Origin of the sequence: Streptomyces sp. NPDC005648, from assembly GCF_040605395.1 — a bacterium.
In the GTDB taxonomy this organism is placed as follows: Bacteria; Actinomycetota; Actinomycetes; order Streptomycetales; family Streptomycetaceae; genus Streptomyces.
The window spans coordinates 49,196-71,111 of sequence record NZ_JBEXCS010000048.1 but is presented as its reverse complement, the minus strand read 5'-3'; the positions used below and the strand labels follow the sequence as shown (position 1 = coordinate 71,111).

The window sequence follows — 21,916 nt, the reverse complement described above, 5'->3', positions numbered from 1 at the left end:
GGCCGGGCGGCGTCTGGGGCGTGCTCTCGGCGTGCCGGGCGGAAGCCCTCGTACTGGTTGTACGTGGGTTTTCGCCCGGTGCGGCGAGAGTGCGGGCCAGGCGTCGAGCGGCAGGCGGGACTTTCGCAACACGCCCTAGACCTGATGGGTCCGGGGCTCGCGCCACATGGGCCACATGCTCGGGCCGTCGTACGGGAGGTCGAGGGGGTGGCCGGTGGCCGCGAAGCCGAGGCGCTCGTACAGGGCGCGGCTGCGGGCGTTGCTGGCCTCCAGATAGGCCGGCAGGCCGTCGCGGTCGCAGCGGTCGAGGACGTGCTGGATCAGGGCGGTGCCGAGGCCCTCGCCCTGGCGGTCCGGTGACACACCGATCATCCACAGATACGCGTGGGCGCGGCCCTCGGGGTGGATGCCCGCGGTGAGACGGCCGATCAGCTCGACCCGCTCGTTGCCGGGATCGACGGCGGCCCGCAGCTGGGCGGGCCCGTCGTCGTCGGCGTCATGGGCGTCGGCGGGCACCGTCAGCCACAGCGCGCACGCGCTGCCGTCCTCGGTGACGTCGATACGGCCCTCGGCGAGCACGATCTCCGTGAAGGCGGCCATCAGTCTGTGGTGCGTCGTACGGAGGTACTCCTCGCCGGGGAAGACCCAGTTGCTCACCGGATCGTCCTGGAAGGCCTCGTCCAGCAGCCGGACGACCAGCTCGCGATCGCTCTCGTCCGCCGTCCGGATCGCCACACCCATGCTTGTGCCCCCGCCTCTCAACCGGCCTTGATCTCAAGGACCTTGAGCCTACCCGGCGGGTCCGGCACCCGGACCGGAAAGAAGCGGGCGGGGCCCGCGCACCGTGGGGATGCGCGGGACCCGCCCTACCGGTGCCTCGGCAGCCGTACGGGGTCAGGAGCCGTACGGCCGCTCGGGCACCGGTGTCCTGGAGATCAGCTGCTGCGCCGGGTAACGAACTCCGCGAGCGCCAGCAGTCCGCCCGCCGCCTCCGGGTCGGGGATCGCACGCGACAGCTCCTGCATCGCGCGGGCCATCCGGTCGGCGGCCTGGACCTGCGCCCAGTCCCGCCCGCCGGCCTCCTCGACGGCCTGCGCCGTCCGCACCAGGTCCTCCTCGCCCTCCTTCTCGTACGGCACCTCGTACAGCGCCGCCAGGTCCGCCGCCGCCGGTGTGCCCGAGGTCAGGGCGGCGACGACCGGAAGGGACTTCTTGCGGACCGCGAGGTCGGCGCCGGCCGGCTTGCCGGTGCGGCTCGGGTCGCCCCATATGCCGATGACGTCGTCGATGAGCTGGAAGGCGAGCCCGGCCTGACGGCCGAACGCGTCCAGCGCCGCCACCTCCTCCTCGGAGGCTCCCGCGTACAGCGCGCCCAGCGCACAGGCGCACCCCAGCAGCGCGCCCGTCTTCGCCTCGGCCATGGTGAGCACCTCGTCGAGGGTGACCTCGCCGGGGTGGCGCCGCTCCAGCGCGGTGTCCGAGTGCTGGCCGGCGCACAGCTCGACCACACAGGCGGCGAGCCGTGCGGCGGCCGACGTGGACGCCGGATGCGGGTCCCCGGCGAGCAGGCCAAGGGCCAGCGCCTGGAGGGCGTCCCCGGCGAGGATCGCGTCCGCGTCGCCGAACACCGTCCAGGCGGTGGGCCGGTGTCTGCGGGTGGTGTCGCGGTCCATCACGTCGTCGTGCAGCAGTGTGAAGTTGTGCACCAGTTCCACGGCCGCGGCCGCCCGTACGGCCGCCTCGCCCGCCCGTGGTCCGCCGAGCGCGGTGGCCGCGGTGAGGACGAGCGCGGGGCGTATCGCCTTGCCCGCGTTGCCCGCCGCCGGTGTGCCGTCGGCGTGCTCCCAGCCGAAGTGGTAGAGCGCGATCCGGCGCATGGATCCGGGCAACGAGTCGATGGCGGCGCGCAGTTCGGGGTCGACCGACGCCCGGGTGCGCTCCAGGATGGCCGCGGCCTCATGGCCGTCGAGATGGCCGTCGAGCGCCACGGCGGGCCGCGCCGCCCCGGCGGATCGCCGCGGTACGGCGGGGCGGTGTGCCTCGGCCGGATGCTGCGGCGTCTCCGTCGAGAACTCGGCCATGGGGTCCCCCTCGGTCAGTCCGCGGACGGTGGCGCTCGCGCTCCCGCCGGTCGCATGCGATCGAGGTGTACTACCCCTCCCGGCGGGCGGGGACACTGCTCCCAGGTGCAGAAACGTCACCTCCAGCGGCCGATCTCAACGTTCTCCAGGACTCCGAGGGCGTCCGGCACGAGAACCGCGGCCGAGTAGTACGCCGTCACCAGGTACTTGATGATCGCCTGTTCGTTGATGCCCATGAACCGCACGGACAGGCTCGGCTCGATCTCGTCCGGGATGCCGGCCTGCTGCAGGCCGATGACGCCCTGCTCGGCCTCGCCGGTACGCATCGCGATGATCGAGCTGGTCCGCGTCGGACTGACCGGGATCTTGTTGCAGGGGTAGATCGGCACGCCCCGCCAGGTCGGGATGCGGTTGCCCGCCACCTCGATGGTCTCGGGGACCAGTCCGCGCTTGTTGAGCTCACGCCCGATCGCGGAGATCGCGCGCGGGTGCGCCAGCAGGAACTTGGTGCCCCGCCGCCGGCTGAGCAGCTCGTCCAGGTCGTCGGGGCTGGGCACACCGTCGTGCGGCTGCAGCCGCTGGTCGTACTCGCAGTTGTTCAGCAGCCCGAACTCGCGGTTGTTGATCAGCTCGTGCTCCTGGCGCTCCTTCAACGCCTCGACCGTCAGCCTGAGTTGCTGCTCGGTCTGGTTCATCGGCTGGTTGTAGAGGTCGGCCACGCGCGAGTGGATGCGCAGCACGGTCTGGGCGACGCTCAGCTCGTACTCACGGGGCCTGGCCTCGTAGTCGACGAAGGTGTGCGGGATGTCCGGCTCGCCGGAGTGGCCGGCCGCGAGCTCGATCTCCCGCTCGCCGTACTTGTTGGTGTGCTGCTCGGGGACCGCGCTCTGCCGCTGGAGGTGCTCACGCAGCGTTTCGGCGCGCTCCGCGACCTGCGCGACGTCCTGGCGGGAGAGGACCAGGACCGTGCACGCGGTCTGCGCGCGGGCCGTGTACTCCCAGATGGCGTCCGGGTCCAGCAGCGCCGACTCGCCGAAGTAGGCGCCGTCCGCGAGGACCCCGAGGACCGCGTCGTCGCCGTACGGGCCCGTGCCGACCTTCTCCACCCTGCCGTGCGCCAGCAGATGGACCTCGTCGGTCTGGCTGCCGAAGGAGGCGATCACCGAACCCGGCGGGAACTCCTGCTGACGGCAGCGCTGGGCGAGCTCCGCCAGCACCTCCTCGTCCTCGTAGTCACGCAGTGCGGGCAGCTCGCCCAGCTCGGCGGGGATCACCTCGACCCGGTCACCGGTCTTCACGAACGTGATACGGCCGTCCCCCACGGCGTACGTCAGTCGCCGGTTCACCCGGTAGGTGCCGCCCTGCACATTGACCCAGGGCAGCATGCGCAGCAGCCAGCGGGAGCTGATCTCCTGCATCTGGGGTGCGGACTTGGTCGTGGTGGCCAGGTTCCGCGCGGCGGCCGTGCCGAGACTCTGCTGCGGCTTGCCCTGCTCCGTACGGACCTCTTCGCCTACCGACATATGAGAAATGCCCTCCCGATGATGCGTCGGCGCCCGACTGCGCCGCGCACGATGATCTGCACGGACAAGCCTTCCTCACGGAGCGTGCCGGTGGTATTACCCGAAAGAGCGGGAATGGATCAACCGGGGGCTGGGAAGCGGGGTCGTCGCCGGGTCGCCGTCCGCGCCGTCCAGCCCGTCACAATGAAGGCGTGACCAGCATCGACGCCCTGCACCCCCGCCTCCCCTCCCCCCTGCGGGAAGTGTCGGACCCCCGCTTCGATCGCCGCGGTCTGCGTCTCCTGCTCAAGCGGGACGACCTCATCCACCCGGATCTGATCGGGAACAAGTGGCGCAAGCTCGTGCCGAATCTGGAGGCCGCGGCCGGTCGCACCGTCCTCACCTTCGGGGGCGCGTACTCGAATCACCTCCGCGCCACGGCCGCCGCGGGGCGTCTCCTCGGTCTTCCCACCGTCGGTGTGGTGCGCGGCCAGGAACTCGCCGGCCGTCCCCTCAACCCCTCCCTGGCCCGATGCGCCGCCGACGGCATGCGGCTGCACTTCGTCGACAGGTCGACGTACCGCCACAAGACCGAACCGGACACCCTCGCGCGCGTGCTGCGCGCGACCGGCGCCGAGGGGGCGTACGTCGTCCCGGAGGGCGGGAGCAACTCCGCCGCGGTGCGCGGCTGTCAGGCCCTGGGCGAGGAGCTGCGCGGCCGTGCCGACGTCGTCGCCCTCGCCTGCGGGACCGGCGGCACGCTGGCCGGTCTGGCCGCCGGACTCGCCCCCGGCCAGCGCGCCCTCGGCATACCGGTGCTCAGGGGCGGCTTCCTGGCCGCGGACATAGCGGAACTGCAGCGGCAGGCCTTCGGCACACGGCGTGGCCACTGGTGGCTCGACGACCGCTTCCACTTCGGCGGATACGCGCGCGTGCCCAACGAACTCGACGCCTTCGCCGCGGACTTCGAGCAGCGGCACGGGCTGCCGGTGGAGCGTCTGTATGTCGCCAAGTCGCTGTACGGACTTGTCGCCCTCGCACAGGAGGGGGCGTTCGAGCGGGGGACGACCGTGGCCGCCGTGGTCACGGGACGACCGTTCCCGTAGACGCCGGTCCAGGTCGCCCCCTCCGGTTGGTGCCGGACCGCGACGCCCTCAGGTCGTCTCCCGGTAGGCCGCCGCCTCCTCCAGGTCGAGTCTGCGCAGCAGGGTGCGCAGCATCTCGTCGTCGATGTAGCGGCCGTCGCGGAGGCGTACGAACATCGCGCGTTCGGCGCCGATCATTTCGCGGGAGAGGCGGCGGTAGGTCTCGTCCACGGACTCGCCGGTGACGGGGTTGGTCTGGCCGAGGCGTTCCCAGACGGCGTTCTGGCGGCGCTCCAGGACCTGGCGGAGGCGGTCGGCGAGGGGCGGGGGGATGGTGTTGCGCTCGTCGGCGAGGAGTTCGTCCAGACGCTGTTCGGCGACCCGGGAGGCCTGCGCCTGGGCGTTGGCCTCGGCGAGGGTCTCCGCCTGGACGTCCCGCGGGGGGAAGTCGAGGAGCCGGATCAGCGGGGCCAGGGTGAGGCCCTGCACCACCAGGGTGCCGATGACCGTGGTGAAGGTCAGGAAGAGGATCAGGTTGCGCTGGGGGAAGGGGCCGCCGCCGTGCACCGTGAGGGGGATCGAGAAGGCGATGGCCAGGGACACCACACCCCGCATCGCCGCCCAGGAGGTGACGATCGGGCCTCTCCAGGTGGGGTTCTCCTCGCGTTCCCTGATGCGGGCGGAGAGGAGGCGCGGGACGAAGGTGCCGGGATAGGCCCAGACGAACCTCGCCACCACGACCACCAGGAAGAGCGCGACCGCGTACCAGGCGGCGTCCAGGCCCTTGTACGCCCCGAGGCCCCTGAGGACCACGGGCAGTTGCAGTCCGATCAGCGCGAACACCGCCGATTCGAGGACGAACGCGACCACCTTCCACACCGCCTCCTCCTGGAGGCGTGTGGCGAAGTCGACCTCCCACGCGCGGTGTCCGAGGTAGAGGGCGACGACCACGACCGCGAGGACGCCGGAGGCGTGCACCTGCTCGGCGACGGCGTAGGCGACGAAGGGGATCAACAGGGACATGGTGTTCTGGAGGAGGGCCTCCTTCACATGGGTGCGCAGCCAGTGGATGGGGGCCATGAGGATCAGGCCGACCGCCACCCCGCCGACCGCCGCCAGCAGGAACTCGCCGATCCCGCCGATCCAGGAGGCGCCCTCGCCGACCGCGGCCGCGACGGCGACGCGGTACGCGGTGATCGCGGTCGCGTCGTTGAGGAGGGACTCCCCCTGGAGGATGGTGGTGATCCGGGAGGGGAGGCCGACCCTGCGGGCGACCGCCGCCGCGGCCACCGCGTCCGTCGGCGCCACCACCGCGCCCAGCACCAGGGCCGCCGGCAACGGCAGGTCGGGGACGATCAGATAGGCGGCCCAGCCGACCACGAAGGTCGCGAAGAGCACATAGCCGACCGAGAGCAGGGCCACCGGCCGCATGGTGGCCCGCAGGTCGAGGTACGAGCTCTCGACGCCCTCCTTGTGCAGCAGCGGGGGCAGGATGAGAGGGAGCACGATCTCGGGGTCCAGGGTGTAGTCCGGCATCCCCGGGATCGTCGACACCACCAGTCCCACCGCCACCAGCACCAGCGGCGCGGGCACCGGGGTGCGCCGGGCCGCCGCCGCGATCGCGGTGCTGCCCGCCACCAGCAACAGCAGTGGCATCACGTCCATGACCCTCGCCCACCCTCGTTCATCGCCGTCCGCCCACCCTCGATTTTCCGCGCGGCCATCCGCGCGGCCGTCGTAACCTGGCAATCATGAAACAGTGCACGCACGCCGACGCGCTGCCGCACCCGGAACCCGAGGCGCTCGACGAGACCTGCCCGGAGTGTCTGCGGGACGGCACGCATCCGGTACAGCTCCGGCTGTGCCTCACCTGCGGCCACGTCGGCTGCTGCGACTCCTCCCCGGGACGGCACGCCACGGAGCACTACAAGGACTCCGGCCATCCGATCATGCGGACGTTCGAGCCCGGCGAGAACTGGCGTTGGTGCTTCGAGGACCACGTACTCGTGTGACCCTGTACCTGTGTGGTCCCGAACTGTGTGACTCTGAACCTGTGTGACTCTTGAGGACCGGTTACGGCCGCCGATTGGGACGGTTCGACCGTCTGACGTCTGGGTACGTCAACCCGGCGCGCGTTCTTCCCAATTGGAGCCGCAGACCCCTAGACACGGAGCGTGTCCACAGTTTTACTGTGAGTGACGGCAAGGGGTCGGGGTCCCGGGGACAGGAAAGTTGAGAGCGCGATAGCGTCACCGCTGAACCACACTTCGCGTTACCCCGGGGGGCGACCCTCGGCCCTGAATAGCTTGTACCACCTTGGAGGTGAGGGTGTCCCAGATCGCAGGCGAGCCCGCGGCGAACCAGGACTTCGTGGAAGTCCGGCTGCCGGCAGCGGGTGCCTACCTGTCGGTGCTGCGGACGGCCACGGCCGGCCTCGCGGCCCGTTTGGACTTCACCCTCGACGAGATCGAGGACCTGCGCATCGCGGTGGACGAGGCCTGCGCGATCCTGCTCCAGCAGGCCGTGCCCGGCTCGGTGCTCAGCTGTGTCTTCCGGCTCGTCGACGACTCTCTCGAGGTCACCGTCTCGGCCCCGACCACGGACGGTCACGCCCCGTCGCGGGACACCTTCGCCTGGACAGTCCTGTCCGCCCTCGCGGGCAAGGTCTCCTCCGCCGTCGACGAGGACAAAACCGTTTCGATCAGCCTCTACAAACAGCGCGGCGCGGGACCCGGGCCGGCGTGAGGACAGGGGACGGGCCGGTGCGTGACGAAGATCGCGGCACACGGGAGCTGCCGGCCGAGGGCCCGGGCGGGTCCCGACGCATTGGGGACGCCGTCAACGGCACGGGCGGCGCGGCCGGCATCCCCGAGCAGGCCCGGCCGCATCCGGAGGACGCCGCCGGCACGGCGGCCGGCTTCCTGGACGACGGGCAGCTGGATCGGGAAGGTGCCGCGCCGAGCGCACCCGAGGACGACCGGAGCGGGGCCACCACCCCGGCCCGGCCGCAGGCGGGGGCTCGGCGAAGGACAACGGGCGGGACGATGAGCGAGCACGAGCGAGACGATCAGCAGGCCGGCGCGCAGAGCGTGCGGCAGGCCACGCAGCACGACGCGCAGGACCGCAGCGGGGCCCGCGCGATGTTCGTCGAGCTGCGGGCCCTGAAGGACGGCAGCGCCGAGTACGCGGAACTGCGCAACAAGCTGGTCCGTATGCACCTGCCGCTGGTCGAGCATCTCGCGCGGCGCTTCCGCAACCGCGGCGAGCCCCTCGACGACCTCACCCAGGTCGCCACGATCGGTCTGATCAAGTCGGTCGACCGCTTCGACCCGGACCGCGGCGTCGAGTTCTCGACGTACGCGACCCCGACGGTCGTCGGTGAGATCAAGCGTCACTTCCGCGACAAGGGCTGGGCGGTGCGCGTCCCGCGCAGGCTCCAGGAGCTGCGCCTCGCGCTCACCACGGCCACCGCGGAGCTCTCCCAGCAGCACGGCCGCTCCCCCACGGTCCACGAACTCGCCGAGAAGCTCGCCATCTCGGAGGAGGAGGTCCTGGAGGGCCTGGAGTCGGCCAACGCGTACTCCACGCTGTCCCTGGACGTCCCCGACACGGACGACGAGTCCCCGGCGGTCGCGGACACCCTGGGCGCCGAGGACGAGGCCCTGGAGGGCGTCGAGTACCGCGAGTCCCTCAAGCCCCTGCTCGAGGACCTCCCGCCGCGGGAGAAGCGGATCCTGCTGCTGCGCTTCTTCGGCAACATGACCCAGTCGCAGATCGCCCAGGAGGTCGGCATCTCCCAGATGCACGTCTCCCGCCTGCTGGCCCGCACCCTGGCCCAGCTGCGGGAGAAGCTCCTGGTCGAGGAGTAGGCGGCAAAGCCACGGCCGCCGCGGCGCCGTAGGCCTACTGCTTGCCGTCCTGCGCACGGCCCGGACCCTTGATGCCGAGGGCCTGGGTCGTGGCCGGATTGACCAGCAGCACGAGGGACGCGACGGCGACGACCGCCAGCGCGATCCCCGCCGGGATGGCCACGCTGTCGGCCTGCAGCAGGTTGTAGGCCACCGGCAGCGCCATGATCTGGGTGATCACGGCCGGGCCCCGGCTCCAGCTCTTCTGCGCCAGCAGTCCGCGCGCGGCGAGCAGCGGCAGCAGGGCGAGGACGATCAGGGTGATCCCGCCCGTGACGGCGGAGCCCCGGTCGTCCGGGTCGCCCGCGAGACCCTCCACGAGCATCCAGACGCCGCCGGCGAACAGCGCCAGGCCCTCCAGCGCGGCGAGCGCGGCCGCGTAGGTCAGGCGGCGCGGGCGGGGGCCGGTGTTTTCCTGGGTGGCGGGCGTCTGCTCACTGGTCACCCCTGAAGGGTAGCCCCGGCCCCGTGGCGGTCCGTCGGCGGACGCCGGGGCCTGCGACGGGGTTGAGCGCGGCCTCCGTGGCGAGACTCACGGCCCCGCCTCTTACCTGATCCACACCTCGACCTGTGCCCGGTACCCCCCAGTAGGTACGCTGCAACTCATGCGTGCACTTCTCGTGGCCAACCCGGCAGCTACCACCACAAGCGCACGTACGCGCGATGTGCTGATCCACGCGCTCGCGAGCGAGATGAAGCTCGAGACGGTCACCACCGAATACCGTGGCCACGCGCGCGACCTGGGCCGGCAGGCGGCCGACAGCGAGGACATCGACCTGGTCGTGGCCCTCGGCGGCGACGGCACGGTCAACGAGGTGGTCAACGGCCTGCTGCACGCCGGGCCCAACCCGGAGGGCCTGCCCCGGCTCGCCGTCGTCCCCGGCGGCTCCACCAACGTCTTCGCCCGCGCACTGGGCCTGCCCAATGACGCGGTCGAGGCGACCGGCGCCCTGCTCAACGCCCTGAGCGAGGGCAGCGAGCGCACCGTCGGCATGGGTCTCGCGGCGGGTACGCCGGGCACCGAGGACGAGGCGGTGCCGGAGCGCTGGTTCACGTTCTGCGCGGGCCTGGGTTTCGACGCCGGCGTGGTCGGCCGGGTCGAGCAGCAGCGCGAACAGGGCAAGAAATCCACGCACGCCCTTTATCTGCGCCAGGTGGCACGCCAGTTCCTCCAGGAGCCGAACAAGCGCCATGGCTCCATCACCCTGGAACGGCCCGGGCAGGAACCGGTGACCGATCTGGTGCTGTCCATAATCTGCAACACCTCGCCGTGGACGTATCTGGGCAATCGTCCGGTGTACGCGGCGCCTAAGGCTTCGTTCGATACCGGGCTCGACGTACTCGCTCTCAGCCGTATGTCCACGGTCCTGGCTGCCCGATATGCCACGCAGTTGCTCACTTCGTCCCCCGAGCGCGGCCCCCAGGGCAAGCATGTGGTGGCCCTGCACGACCTGGACCAGTTCACCTTGCATTCGAAGGTCCCCCTCCCCCTTCAGATGGACGGCGACCACCTCGGACTGCGTACCAGCGTGACGTTCACAGGCGTACGCCGTGCACTGCGTGTGATTGTGTGAGCAGAAAGGGCTGAAGTCCTTTCACTCGAACGTTTAGGCCAGGATCCACCCCATGGAAGTACGGCTGTGACCTAGTCGACACCGAGGAATCAAAAAAAACTTTCCGGAAGGGGTTGTATCCGTCGCTGAGGTTTGCGAGTCTCTACGTGGCGGTCGGGACAGCCCGCAACATCAGCGTCCACAGACCACCGGAACCCCTCTTCGAATCACAGGACCTCGCCAGGGAACCTGGCTGGTGGCCCTTCACTTGTTGAGGGATTCGTGAAAGCGTTCACATTCACAAGCAACTTGCACGTAATACCAAGGAGAGGTAGCAGCCATGGACTGGCGTCACAACGCCGTTTGCCGCGAGGAAGACCCCGAGCTCTTCTTCCCCATCGGCAACACCGGTCCTGCGCTGCTGCAGATCGAGGAAGCCAAGGCCGTCTGCCGTCGCTGCCCCGTCATGGATCAGTGTCTGCAGTGGGCGCTCGAGTCCGGCCAGGACTCCGGCGTCTGGGGTGGTCTCAGCGAGGACGAGCGTCGCGCCATGAAGCGCCGTGCCGCCCGCAACCGTGCCCGTCAGGCCTCCGCCTGACACACCCGCCCCACCCAAGCCTGAGCTTGGCGGCGCGTACAGCGAGTACGCATCTCCCGCCCCCGAGCCGCAGCGCGCAGTACCCCCGGTGCGCCTAGCAATAGAGCAGCAACGAGCGAGTGGCCCCGGATCTTCGGATCCGGGGCTCTTTGCTGTTCCGGGGCCTTCGGTGCTACTTGTGTGCGCGCACCGGCACGTCCAGGATGACCCGGGTCCCCCGCTCCGGGGCGGGGACCATGTCGAACGTACCGCCCAACTCCCCCTCCACCAGCGTCCGTACGATCTGCAGACCGAGGTTGCCGTCGGTGTGCGGGTCGAACCCCTCGGGCAGGCCTACGCCGTCGTCCTGGACGGTGACCAGCAGACGGGCCTCCTTGGCGGTGCCGCCGCGGACGGCCGAGACCTCGACCGTGCCGGTGTCGCCCTCACGGAAGCCGTGTTCGAGGGCGTTCTGCAGGATCTCGGTCAGGACCATGGAGAGCGGGGTGGCGACCTCGGCGTCGAGGATGCCGAAGCGGCCGCTGCGCCGGCCGGCGACCTTGCCGGGCGAGATCTCGGCGACCATGGCCAGCACCCGGTCGGCGATCTCGTCGAACTCCACGCGTTCGTCCAGGTTCTGGGAGAGCGTCTCGTGCACGATCGCGATCGAACCGACCCGTCGCACCGCCTCTTCGAGGGCCTCGCGACCACGTTCGGAGTCGATGCGGCGGGCCTGGAGTCGCAGCAGGGCGGCGACGGTCTGGAGGTTGTTCTTCACCCGGTGGTGGATCTCCCGGATGGTCGCGTCCTTGGTGATCAACTCGCGTTCACGGCGGCGGAGTTCGGTGACGTCCCGGAGCAGGACCAGCGAACCGATGCGCGTGCCCTTGGGTTTGAGCGGAATCGCGCGGAACTGGATGACCCCGTCGTTGGCCTCGATCTCGAACTCGCGGGGCGCCCAGCCGCTGGCCACCTTGGACAGCGCCTCGTCCACCGGCCCACGGGTCGGGGCGAGTTCGGCGGTGGTTCTGCCGAGGTGCTGGCCGACCAGGTCGGAGGCGAGGCCCATACGGTGGTAGGCGGAGAGCGCGTTCGGGGAGGCGTACTGCACGATGCCGTCGGCGTCCAGGCGGATCAGACCGTCACCGACGCGCGGGGCGGCGTCCATGTCCATCTGCTGGTTCGCGAACGGGAAGGCGCCGGCCGCGATCATCTGCGCGAGGTCCGAGGCGCTTTGGAGATACGTCAGTTCGAGGCGGCTCGGGGTGCGGACGGTCAGCAGGTTGGTGTTGCGGGCGATGACTCCGAGGACGCGCCCCTCCCGTCGTACCGGGATCGACTCGACCCGGACCGGCACCTCCTCGCGCCACTCCGGGTCGCCCTCGCGCACGATCCGACCCTCGTCGAGCGCCGCGTCCAGCATGGGACGGCGGCCGCGCGGGACGAGATGGCCGACCATGTCGTCCTGGTAGGAGGTGGGGCCGGTGTTCGGCCGCATCTGAGCCACGGAGACGTACCGGGTGCCGTCACTCGTCGGAACCCAGAGGACCAGGTCGGCGAAGGAGAGGTCGGAGAGCAGCTGCCACTCCGAGACCAGCAGATGAAGCCACTCGAGGTCGGAGTCGTCGAGGGCGGTGTGCTGGCGGACCAGCTCGTTCATGGAGGGCACGGATGCGAGCGTACCTGGCGGTATGTGGGTGGCCGAAAAGCGGCTTGAAACACCCGCGGGCCGCGGCGCCTGGGAGGGACCCTCAACCCTCCCGGCACCGCAGCCCGGAGCAGAATCGGCCGCGGGGTGTGCGGTCCCGGGATCGGCCGAAGGTTGAGGAGCCGGGGCAGTCAGGGCAGAGAGCTCCGGTTCCTCGGTCCGCCTTCCTGTGCGGGGAAGACGGAAGTCTCTACTTCAATTGTGGACTAGACCACTCTGTGTGTCCATGCGTTGGACGCTGTTCGTTGTTGTTATTTCCCGATCGGCTCCAACTGTTCGGACGCCCTAGCATCCTCCACGCAGCCTAACCCGTGTGGGTTCATGTGCGGGGCCAGATGGACATGGCAATTTCCGCGAGGGCTTCCAGTTCCTCCCGGCTCGCCCCGTCCCGCGCCTGTTGCGACATGCCCTGTACAACCGCGCCGGCATGCCGGGCGAGGGCCCGGGCGTCGGTGCCGGCCGGCAGCTCTCCCGCCGCGACACCGGCCCGGATACGGCTCTCGAAGGCGGCGATGCCGGCGTTGCGCCGCACGCGCAGGGACTCCTCCACCTCGGGGCTGGTGCAGTTGGTGGCCGCATGGATGACGAGACAGCCGTGCGGCCGACCCGGGGCCGTGTACTCGGCGGCGGCCTCGAACAGGGCGCGCCGCACGGCGGCGCGGGCGGTGGGCTCCTCGGCGAGGGCACGGTCGGCGAAGGAGCCGTAGCGGGCACCGTAGGCGGTCACGACCTCGTCGAACAGGGCCCGCTTGTCGCCGAAGGCCGCGTACAGGCTCGGCGCTCCGATACCCATGACACGAGTGAGGTCGGAGACGGAGGTCGCCTCGTAGCCGTGCTCCCAGAACGCCATGACCGCCTTCTCCAGCGCGGTCTCGCGGTCGAAGGAACGGGGGCGGCCGCGGGGCTTGGATGCGGGTGCGGCCTTGGTCTTCGTGTCCTCGGTGCCCACCATGGAGTGAATTGTATAGGGGGCGCTAGAGAAATGTCGGCGAGCTGCTGTACGGTCTTTTTGTAGCGACCGCTATGGAATGAGTGGAGGGGGGCCGACATGGGCGCGCTTGCGGGCAGGACGCCACTTGTCACGGGCAGGACGGCACTTGCCATGGGGGCGAGCAGGCTCCGGAGAGCGGCCCCTGAACAGGCCCCAGCAGGCCGGCCCGCGCGAGCACGCCTCAGCCGGTCGGCTCGGGCGAGCAAGCCGCAGCCGGCGGACCCGGACGAGCCCGGACGCCGCGTCCGGGTGGGCAGACCCCGATTGAGCGGGCCTCAACCAGCCGGCCCGCGCGAGCACGCCTCAGCCGGTCGGCTCGGGCGAGCGGACACCGGAGAGAGACCCCGGCACGTCGACCCGGGCGAGCAGGCCCCGAGTGAGCGGCGCTCCGGCGTGCAGGCACCGTTGAGTCTGGGTGCGGCCGCGTCCGGGTTGGTGTCGGGTCGGCTCAGTGGGTCTCCGTCACCTTCGCCAGGGCGCGGGGCGCGTCCGGGTCCTGGCCGCGGGCGATGGTGACCTCGTAGGCCAGGAGCTGGAGGGGGATGATCTCCAGGATCGGCTGGACCTCCTCGGCCACGCCCTCGGTGGGCAGGACGAAGCCGGCCGAGGCCCGCTCGACCTCGTGGGCGGGGCCGACGACGAACAGATCGGCACCACGGCCGCGCAGCCGGTCGAGGACGGGCTGGAGGGCCTCGCCGCCCTTGCCGTCGGTGACGACCGCGATGACCGGGGAGACGTTGTCGACCATGGCCAGCGGGCCGTGCAGGAGGTCGGCGCCGGAGTAGGAGAGGGCCGGGATGTAGCTGGTCTCCATCAGCTTGAGGGCGGCTTCCTTGGCCGTGGGGTAGCCGTAGCCGCGGGAGGTGATGACCATGCGCTCGGCGAAGCGGTACCGGGCGGCGAGCGAGCGGACCTCGTCCTGCCGGGCGAGGAGCTGCTCGGCGAGGTCGGGGAGCGGCTTGGCGGGGGCGCCGTCACCGCCGCGCAGGCCTTCGACGAAGAGGTACAGGGCGAGGAGGGAGGCGGTGTAGGTCTTGGTGGCGGGGAGCGCCTTCTCGGGGCCGGCCATGACGTCGACGTGGTATTCGGAGACACCGGCCAGCGGTGAGTCGGGGTTGTTGGTGACGGCGAGGGTGATCGCCCCGGCCTCGCGGGCGGCGCGGGTGGAGGCCACCAGGTCCGGGGAGCCGCCGGACTGGCTGACGGTGATCACCAGGACGTCGGTGAGATCGGGGCGGGCGCCGTAGGCCGTGGTGGTGGACATCGAGGTGAGTCCACAGGGCAGACCGAGGCGGATCTCAAGGAGGTACTTGGCGTAGAGGGCGGCGTTGTCGGAGGTGCCGCGGGCGGTGAGGAGGACGAAGCGGGGGTTGCGGGCGGCGATGTCCTGGGCGACCTGCCGGATGGCCGGGGCGCCTTCGTCCAGGAGGCGGCGCAGCACGGCGGGTTGCTCGGCCATCTCACGGGCCATGATCCGGCCGGGGACGTCGCGTAGGGGATCCGGTGCAGTGGCGGTCATGGCTCCCATTTCACTCCCCTTCGGCGAACAGTGCCCGTCCTCCGTATGGAATCGAGGTGCCGCTCCGCAACCTGGGCCACAGGAGGCGACTCTGTTAGATTGGTCTAAACCACACGATCCCCGCCCCCCACCGACTCCCCCACAGTCCTCACAGTCCAGACAGCCCTTCAGAACGGCAGGCCAGCGTGGAAGTTGTCATCGTTCCGGACGCCAGCTCGGGTGGCGAGCTCATCGCCGAGGCCATGGCACGGCTCCTGCGGCGCAAGCCGGACGCGTTGCTCGGCGTGGCGACCGGCTCGACACCGCTGCCCATCTACGAGGCCCTGGCGGCCAAGGTGCGCTCGGGGGCCGTGGACGCCTCGCGGGCGCGGGTCGCCCAGCTCGACGAGTACGTGGGGCTGCCGGCCGAGCATCCGGAGTCGTACCGGTCCGTGGTGCGGCGGGAGGTGCTGGAGCCGCTGGGGATCAAGACGGACGCGTTCATGGGTCCGGACGGGACGGCGGAGGACGTGCAGTCGGCGTGCGCCGCGTACGACGCCGCGCTGGCCGAGGCCGGGGGCGTGGATCTGCAGTTGCTGGGGATCGGGACGGACGGGCACATAGGCTTCAACGAGCCCTGTTCCTCGTTGGCCTCGCGGACCCGTATCAAGACCCTGACCGAGCAGACGCGGGTGGACAACGCGCGGTTCTTCGACGGGGACATCGCGCAGGTGCCGCACCATGTGATCACCCAGGGAATCGGGACGATCCTCGAGGCACGGCATCTGGTGCTGCTCGCCACGGGTGAGGGCAAGGCGGACGCGGTGGCGGCGACGGTGGAGGGGCCGTTGGCCGCGGTGTGCCCCGCCTCGGCGCTTCAGTTGCACCCGCATGCGACGGTCGTGGTCGACGAGGGGGCCGCGTCCAAGCTGAAGCTCGCGGACTACTTCCGGCACACCTACGTCAACAAGCCGGACTGGCAAGGGATCTAGCGCCCCCGGACGACGGGACGGGCGCCGGTTCCCTCGAAAGGAACCGGCGCCCGTGCCGTCGTAACGGCTGCTCCCCTGCAGCCGCCACTCCCCCGTGATCCTTACTCCCCCGCGCCCATCACTCCCCCGTGCTCCCCGCGATGACCTCCGCCGCCGCCCTGCCGCACACCCTGGCCGCGCCGTGGGTGGCGATGTGGAGGGCGCCTCTCGGCGGTGCCTGGGGGAGGCCCATTTCGACGACGATCGTGTCGGGGCGGGTGCGGAGGATGGTGTCGAGGGCGGTTGCCATCCAGGGGTGGCGGTGTTCGTCGCGGACGACGGCCACGATACGGCGGCGGCCGGCCGCGGCCAGGGCCGCGAGGCCCGCGGAGTCACCGGTGAAGGTGCCGGTCTCCGTGCCGGGAAGCAGACGGAAGAGCTCCGCCGCCACACCCCAGGGCGTCTCGTTGCCGACCGCGAAGTTCGCGACCGGCGAGAGGGCGGCGACATAGGGCGGTTCGGTGAGCGGCACCGAGTCCCCGGGCCGCACCCGACCGCCGCCGGACGCATCCCGGAGGTCAACGCCTCCCGCGGCCGTGATCCGCAGGGCGCGTCGGGCCGCGCGCAGGCCGATCTCGCTGTCGGTGGACGGGTGGTCGGGGGCCGAGGAGGTTCCGTGCGAGGCGGTCTCCGCCTTGGCCGTCCTTGCCTCCGCCGTCCAGCGGGCGAGTGCGCGGACCCGTTCCGCCGCGTCGGCGAGGCGGGTCTCGGGGAGTTCGCCGGTGCGTACCGCCGTGACCAGGGCGTCGCGCAGGCGGCGTACGGTGTCGGCGTCCGACAGGCCGCCGCCCACGCAGATCGCGTCGGCGCCGGCGGCGATCGCGAGGACGCTGCCCCGTTCGATGCCGTAGGTGGCGGCGATGGCCTGCATTTCCATGCCGTCGGTGACGATCAGGCCGTCGTAGCCGAGTTCGCCGCGCAGCAGGTCCGTCAGGACCGGATGCGACAGCGTCGCCGGGCGGTCGGCGTCGAGGTCCGGGACCAGGATGTGGGCCGTCATGAGCGCGCGGCTGCCGGCGGCGATGGCCGCGCGGAACGGGGTCAGTTCGCGCTGCGCGAGGATCTCGGACGACACGTCGATGCGCGGAAGCGCGTGGTGGGAGTCGACCGCCGTGTCACCGTGGCCGGGGAAGTGTTTGGTGCAGGCCGCCACACCGGCGGACTGGAGGCCGGTGACATAGGCCGCGGTGTGGCGGGCGACCAGGTCCGGATCGGCGCCGAAGGAGCGTACGCCGATGACCGGGTTGGACGGGTTGGAGTTGACGTCGGCCGAGGGGGCCCAGTTGAGGTTGACTCCGCAGGCCGCGAGGCGGCGGCCCAGTTCGGCGGCGACCTCCTGGGTCAGGGCGACGTCGTCGACCGCGCCGAGCGCGTTGTTGCCGGGGAAGGAGGAGCCGGTGCGCACCTCCAGACGGGTGACGTCGCCGCCCTCCTCGTCGATGGCGACCAGGACGTCGTCCCGTTCGGCGCGCAACTGGGCGGTGAGGTCGGCCAGTTGCTCGGCAGTGGCGATGTTGCGGCCGAAGATGCCGACCGAGGCGAGCCCCTCGCCGAGGTTGCGCAACACCCAGTCGGGGGCGGTGGTGCCGGTGAAACCGGGCTGAAGGACCGTCAGTGCGTCGCGGGTCAGGGTGTCTGTGCCGCTGGCGAGAGTCGTCATCGGGGGCGTCATCCCTTCACTGCGCCGGCGGTCAGGCCCGCGGCCATCTTGCGCTGGACCAGGAGGAACAGGACGACGATGGGCACCGCCATCATCGTGGCTCCGGCCATCATCGGGGCGTATTCGGTGCCGTGCTTGGTGGTGAAGTTGCCCAGCCAGACGGTCGCCGTCTGGTGCTCCTGGCTGAGCAGCATCAGGGCGTAGATGTACTCGTTCCAGGCCTGGATGAAGGCGTAGACCGAGGTGGCGACCATGCCGGGGGCCAGCAGCGGGAAGACCACGCGGATGAAGGCGCCGGTGCGGGAGCAGCCGTCGACCATCGCCGCCTCCTCCAGCTCCTTGGGGATGTTGACGATGAAGCCGCGCAGCGTCCACACCGTGAACGGCAGGATGAAGGTCAGATACGTGATGATCAGACCGGAGAGCTTGTCGTACTGGTCCAGGTCGTTGAGGAGCAGGAAGACCGGGATGATCATGGCGACCAGCGGGACCATCTGGACCGCGAGGATGCCGACGATCACGATCTTGCGGCCGCGGAAGGCGAACCGGGAGATCGCCAGCGCCGCCAGCAGGCCGACCACGATGCCGATGCCCACGACCGACAGGGAGACGATCAGGCTGCGCCCGACCGGGCCCCAGAAGTCCGCGATCGCCAGCGCCCGGCGGAAGTTGTCGAGCGTGAAGCCGGTCGGGAACAGGCTCGGGTCGGGGTCGATGGTGTCCTTGGCCGGTTTGATGGCCGTGTTGAGCATCCAGTAGACGGGGAAGCCGGCGGAGAGGAAGACGAGGATGCCGAGGAGGTTCCAGCCGGCCTTCGACTTCCGGGGCCGGCCGGTGGCGGACGGGGTCCGCCCGGTGGTGATCGCGCTCATTCGACCTCTCCGATCTTCAGCATCTGCCGCATGTACACCGCGACCACGCCGAGCAGCAGGACCACGGTGATCAGGGCGATCGCGGAGCCCTGGGCGTAGTCGTTGATCTCGAAGGCTCGCTTGTACGAGTAGGTGGTGAGGAGCTGGAAGTCGTCCTCGGGGTGCCCGTCCCGCATCACGAAGACCTGCGGGAAGACGCCCATGTCCCAGATGACCGACAGGGTCGTGAGCATCACGATGATCGGCTTGAGGATGGGCAGGGTGACGAAGCGGAAGACACCCCAGGAGCCCGCGCCGTCCAGCCGCGCCGCCTCCTCCAGCTCCGCCGGGACCTGGGTGAGCCCGGCGCTGAGGGTGATGACGACGAAGGGGACGGCTCCCCAGACCACCAGCAGCATGATGACGGCGAGCCCCTGCGGGCCGCTGGCGAACCAGTTGTGACCGATCAGGTCCACGCCGGGCAGCTTGCTGAGCAGCGCGTTGAGGATGCCGTAGTCGCTGTCGAACAGCCATTTGAAGACCGTGGTGGCGACGATGATGGGCATGCCCCAGCTGGCCACGAGCACGATGTTGACCATGGTCTTCACCCAGCCGGAGACGCGCTGGAGCAGCAGCGCGATCAGCATGCCGATGACCATCGTGAAGATGACCGAGCCGGCGGCGAAGACGATCGTGCGGACCACGACCTGCCAGAACTCGCTGTCGCCCAGCACCCCGCTGAAGTTGTCGAACCCGACCCACTCGGCCGGCTGGAAGCCCCACAGCTGGGACTGGCCGAACTTCTGGAAGGACAGGGTGACCAGGCGGACCAGCGGATAGCCCATGACCAGGCCGAGGATCAGCAGACAGGGCGCGAGCAGCAGCCATGGAGTGCCCGCGCTCCCCGAAGTCCCGCTTCTGCGCGGCTTGTTCGGGGCGGCCGGTGGTGGTGGCGCCTGCCGCGGCGGCGGCACCTTGGCGGGGGTGGTGGTGTCTGCGGCACTCATCGCGCGCTCCTCAGCGGTCCCTCAGGCCATACGGTCTTACCGTCGTACGAGGAGCAGGGCCCCCTGCCCCCGATCAGCCCGGGGGTCAACGGGCCCTGCCCTGTGGTCACTTGGTGTTGATGACCTTGTCGATCGCGGCGTCCGCTTCCTTCGCGGCGGCCTCGACCGTCTCCTTGCCGGTGCCGATGTTCTGCAGCATGGTCTGCAGGACCTGGGCCTTCTCGACCTGGCCCCAGCCGGGCGCCATCGGGACGAACCAGTTGGACTCGGCCGCGGTGGCCGGGACCGCCGTCGCGGGGTCGTTCTTCAGGGTCGCGAGGTCGGTCTTGTTGTTGGGCAGGTTGCCCTTGGCCATCAGGCCCTTCTGGCCGGCGGGGCCGGTGAAGGCGTTGATCCACTCGGCGGCGACGCCCTGCGCCTTGGACTTGACCGGGATGGCGAGGTCCGAACCGCCCAGGAAGACGGGCATGTTCTTGCCGGACGGACCCGGCATCACGAAGTTCTCGAGGTTGTCCTTGAGCTTGCCGGTCTTGTCGTTCTTCGGGTCGGCCGCGGTGGCGCCCTCCCACGCGGCACCGAAGATCATGCCGGACTTGCCCTGGCCGTAGACGATGTAACGGTCGGACTCGTCCTTGGTCTTGTCGCCGTGCATGTACTTGTCGATGACGGTCTTGAACTCGGTGAGGCCCTTGATGGACTCGGGCGAGGAGAGGCTGCCCTTCCACTGGCCGCCCGACTCGGTGGCGATGGCGCCGCCGGCGTCGTAGACGTAGGACATGGCGGCGTACCAGTCGCGGGTGGGCTGGTACCAGGCGGAGAACTTGTCGCCCTCCTTCTTCTGCACCTTGTCCAGGTCGGAGAGGAGCTCGCTGTACGTCTTCGGCGGGGTCTTGGCACCGACCGAGGCGAACAGGTCCTTGCGCCAGTTGGCGACGCGGCCGCCGGCGTAGTACGGGACGCCGTAGGTCTTGCCCTGGTAGGTGACGGACGCCTTGAGGCCGTCGAGCCAGGCGGAGGAGTTGGTGAACTTCGAGGGGTCCACGGGGGCGAAGGCGCCCTTGACCATGTAGCCGAGCATCTCGGTGTTGCCCATCTCCACCACGTCCGGCACCTTGTCGGTGGCGAGGACCGCGTCGAGCTTGGTGTTCTTGTCCGGCCAGCCGTAGTACTCGTGCTTGATCTTGATGCCGGGGTGGGCCTTCTGGACGGCCGCGTCGGCCGCCTTCACCAGGTTCGGCCAGTTGTTCTGGGCGTCGACGGTCAGCCAGACCGTCAGCTCCTTGGCGTCGGTGCCCCCGCCCGACGAACCCTTGTCGTTGCCCCCGCACGCCGCGATGGAGACCATCATGCCCGCGATACCGATCGCGGCTATGAGCTTGCGCTTCACGCCACCCTCCTCAGGGATGCCCACACCTCCCCGCTCATGCGCCGGGACCTGAACCAATGGTGTAGACCAGTAGGGGGAGCTTGGACCAGACCACGAAGCCTGTCAAGAGTCCTCGAAACGGCCCTGACCAGCCGTTATGCGACCTACATATGCAGGAACCTTTAAGTAAGAAACCAGCGAAATCAGCGCCGCCGGAGTAATCTCGTCCGCTAGACCACTTGGCCTCGTGGACTAGACCAAAAGAAGCGGCGACGGTATACAGAAGGATCACGAAGTGACCCGCATCCGGAGCCGGGAAGGCAGAGCATGAGCAGCGACGTCAGCAGTGCGGACAACGAGGGCGGCGCAGGCGTCCGTACCGCGCGCGTGCCCAAGTACTACCGGCTGAAGAAACACCTGCTCGACATGACGGAGACACAGTCGCCCGGCACACCGGTACCGCCCGAGCGCACCCTCGCCGCCGAGTTCGACACCTCCCGCACGACCGTGCGCCAGGCGCTCCAGGAGCTGGTCGTCGAGGGCCGGCTCGAACGCATCCAGGGCAAGGGCACCTTCGTCGCCAAGCCGAAGGTCTCCCAGGCGCTCCAACTCACCTCGTACACCGAGGACATGCGCGCCCAGGGCCTGGAGCCGACCTCGCAGCTCCTCGACATCGGCTACATCACGGCCGACGACCGCCTCGCCGAGTTGCTCGACATCACCGCCGGCGGCCGGGTGCTGCGCATCGAGCGCCTGCGCATGGCCAACGCCGAGCCGATGGCCATCGAGACGACCCACCTCAGCGCCAAGCGCTTCCCGGCCCTGCGCCGCTCCCTGGTCAAGTACACGTCCCTCTACACGGCGTTGGCCGAGGTCTACGACGTCCACCTGGCCGAGGCCGAGGAGACCATCGAGACCTCCCTGGCCACCCCCCGCGAGGCCGGCCTCCTCGGCACCGACGTGGGCCTGCCGATGCTGATGCTCTCCCGCCACTCCTTCGACAAGACGGGCGAGCCGGTGGAGTGGGTGCGGTCGGTGTACCGGGGGGACCGCTACAAGTTCGTGGCCCGGCTCAAGCGACCGCAGGACTAGCGACGC

At 70.1% G+C, this 21,916-nt stretch carries 20 protein-coding genes; 8 read left to right on the top strand and 12 right to left on the bottom strand.

Features of this window, described 5'->3' with window-relative positions:
- Positions 1-135: 135 nt before the first annotated feature.
- The 3 genes from ABZT17_RS25975 to ABZT17_RS25965 form a co-directional block, all read right to left on the bottom strand.
- The gene (locus tag ABZT17_RS25975) at positions 136-741 is read right to left on the bottom strand and encodes a GNAT family N-acetyltransferase (RefSeq protein WP_356351991.1); all 606 of its coding nucleotides are present in this window, start codon (positions 739-741) and stop codon (positions 136-138) included.
- 194 nt (positions 742-935) lie between these two features.
- Positions 936-2,081 (bottom strand): family 2 encapsulin nanocompartment cargo protein polyprenyl transferase, encoded by a 1,146-nt coding sequence (locus tag ABZT17_RS25970; protein WP_356351990.1) that lies wholly within the window; start codon positions 2,079-2,081, stop codon positions 936-938.
- Between the two features lie 116 nt (positions 2,082-2,197).
- Positions 2,198-3,604: a family 2B encapsulin nanocompartment shell protein gene (locus ABZT17_RS25965; protein ID WP_356351989.1), complete on the bottom strand. Its 1,407-nt coding sequence runs from the start codon at positions 3,602-3,604 to the stop codon at positions 2,198-2,200.
- Positions 3,605-3,795: 191 nt separating this feature from the next.
- On the opposite strand from ABZT17_RS25965, the gene ABZT17_RS25960 reads away from it, so the two are divergent.
- Positions 3,796-4,689 (top strand): pyridoxal-phosphate dependent enzyme, encoded by an 894-nt coding sequence (locus ABZT17_RS25960; protein ID WP_356351988.1) that lies wholly within the window; start codon positions 3,796-3,798, stop codon positions 4,687-4,689.
- A 48-nt stretch (positions 4,690-4,737) separates the two neighbouring features.
- On the opposite strand, the gene ABZT17_RS25955 is transcribed toward ABZT17_RS25960, so the two are convergent.
- On the bottom strand, positions 4,738-6,333 hold the full coding sequence (locus ABZT17_RS25955; RefSeq protein ID WP_356351987.1) for a Na+/H+ antiporter: 1,596 nt from the start codon (positions 6,331-6,333) through the stop codon (positions 4,738-4,740).
- An 86-nt stretch (positions 6,334-6,419) separates the two neighbouring features.
- Between ABZT17_RS25955 and ABZT17_RS25950 the strand changes: the two genes are divergently transcribed.
- From ABZT17_RS25950 to ABZT17_RS25940, 3 genes are all read left to right on the top strand, one after another.
- On the top strand, positions 6,420-6,680 hold the full coding sequence (locus ABZT17_RS25950; protein WP_356351986.1) for a UBP-type zinc finger domain-containing protein: 261 nt from the start codon (positions 6,420-6,422) through the stop codon (positions 6,678-6,680).
- Positions 6,681-6,996: 316 nt separating this feature from the next.
- A complete protein-coding gene (locus ABZT17_RS25945; protein WP_009190566.1) occupies positions 6,997-7,413 on the top strand; it encodes an anti-sigma regulatory factor in 417 nt (138 codons plus the stop codon).
- The gene (locus tag ABZT17_RS25940) at positions 7,410-8,537 is read left to right on the top strand and encodes an RNA polymerase sigma factor SigF (RefSeq protein WP_356351985.1); all 1,128 of its coding nucleotides are present in this window, start codon (positions 7,410-7,412) and stop codon (positions 8,535-8,537) included. The genes ABZT17_RS25945 and ABZT17_RS25940 overlap by 4 nt, the downstream gene beginning before the upstream one ends.
- 34 nt (positions 8,538-8,571) lie before the next feature.
- Here the strand turns inward: ABZT17_RS25940 and ABZT17_RS25935 are convergent, their stop codons facing one another.
- Positions 8,572-9,021: a hypothetical protein gene (locus ABZT17_RS25935; RefSeq protein WP_356351984.1), complete on the bottom strand. Its 450-nt coding sequence runs from the start codon at positions 9,019-9,021 to the stop codon at positions 8,572-8,574.
- A gap of 160 nt (positions 9,022-9,181) precedes the next feature.
- Between ABZT17_RS25935 and ABZT17_RS25930 the strand changes: the two genes are divergently transcribed.
- Positions 9,182-10,150 carry a diacylglycerol kinase family protein gene (locus ABZT17_RS25930; RefSeq protein ID WP_356351983.1) on the top strand — a complete coding sequence of 323 codons (969 nt, stop codon included), beginning with the start codon at positions 9,182-9,184 and terminating at the stop codon, positions 10,148-10,150.
- A 319-nt stretch (positions 10,151-10,469) separates the two neighbouring features.
- Positions 10,470-10,727, top strand: coding sequence for a WhiB family transcriptional regulator (locus ABZT17_RS25925; protein WP_006142322.1), 258 nt, complete (start codon positions 10,470-10,472; stop codon positions 10,725-10,727).
- 172 nt (positions 10,728-10,899) lie between these two features.
- Here the strand turns inward: ABZT17_RS25925 and ABZT17_RS25920 are convergent, their stop codons facing one another.
- The 3 genes from ABZT17_RS25920 to ABZT17_RS25910 form a co-directional block, all read right to left on the bottom strand.
- Positions 10,900-12,366 carry a PAS domain-containing sensor histidine kinase gene (locus ABZT17_RS25920; RefSeq protein WP_356351994.1) on the bottom strand — a complete coding sequence of 489 codons (1,467 nt, stop codon included), beginning with the start codon at positions 12,364-12,366 and terminating at the stop codon, positions 10,900-10,902.
- A 367-nt stretch (positions 12,367-12,733) separates the two neighbouring features.
- A complete protein-coding gene (locus ABZT17_RS25915; protein WP_356351982.1) occupies positions 12,734-13,366 on the bottom strand; it encodes a TetR/AcrR family transcriptional regulator in 633 nt (210 codons plus the stop codon).
- A 487-nt stretch (positions 13,367-13,853) separates the two neighbouring features.
- Complete coding sequence (locus ABZT17_RS25910) at positions 13,854-14,924, bottom strand: SIS domain-containing protein (RefSeq protein ID WP_356351981.1); 1,071 nt, start codon at positions 14,922-14,924, stop codon at positions 13,854-13,856.
- A 185-nt stretch (positions 14,925-15,109) separates the two neighbouring features.
- Between ABZT17_RS25910 and nagB the strand changes: the two genes are divergently transcribed.
- Positions 15,110-15,895 (top strand): glucosamine-6-phosphate deaminase, encoded by a 786-nt coding sequence (gene nagB / locus ABZT17_RS25905; RefSeq protein ID WP_356351980.1) that lies wholly within the window; start codon positions 15,110-15,112, stop codon positions 15,893-15,895.
- Between the two features lie 118 nt (positions 15,896-16,013).
- Here nagB and ABZT17_RS25900 read toward each other — a convergent pair whose 3' ends face one another.
- The 4 genes from ABZT17_RS25900 to ABZT17_RS25885 all read right to left on the bottom strand — a co-directional run bounded on the left by ABZT17_RS25900 (position 16,014) and on the right by ABZT17_RS25885 (position 20,839).
- Positions 16,014-17,594, bottom strand: coding sequence for a glycoside hydrolase family 3 protein (locus ABZT17_RS25900; protein WP_356351979.1), 1,581 nt, complete (start codon positions 17,592-17,594; stop codon positions 16,014-16,016).
- An 8-nt stretch (positions 17,595-17,602) separates the two neighbouring features.
- Positions 17,603-18,466 carry a carbohydrate ABC transporter permease gene (locus ABZT17_RS25895; protein ID WP_356351978.1) on the bottom strand — a complete coding sequence of 288 codons (864 nt, stop codon included), beginning with the start codon at positions 18,464-18,466 and terminating at the stop codon, positions 17,603-17,605.
- Positions 18,463-19,452: a sugar ABC transporter permease gene (locus ABZT17_RS25890; protein ID WP_356351977.1), complete on the bottom strand. Its 990-nt coding sequence runs from the start codon at positions 19,450-19,452 to the stop codon at positions 18,463-18,465. Before ABZT17_RS25890 ends, ABZT17_RS25895 begins: the two co-directional genes overlap by 4 nt.
- A gap of 106 nt (positions 19,453-19,558) precedes the next feature.
- The gene (locus ABZT17_RS25885; RefSeq protein ID WP_356351976.1) at positions 19,559-20,839 is read right to left on the bottom strand and encodes an extracellular solute-binding protein; all 1,281 of its coding nucleotides are present in this window, start codon (positions 20,837-20,839) and stop codon (positions 19,559-19,561) included.
- Between the two features lie 306 nt (positions 20,840-21,145).
- On the opposite strand from ABZT17_RS25885, the gene ABZT17_RS25880 reads away from it, so the two are divergent.
- Entirely contained in the window at positions 21,146-21,910 is a 765-nt protein-coding gene (locus ABZT17_RS25880) for a GntR family transcriptional regulator (RefSeq protein WP_356351975.1), read from the top strand.
- Positions 21,911-21,916: the final 6 nt, after the last annotated feature.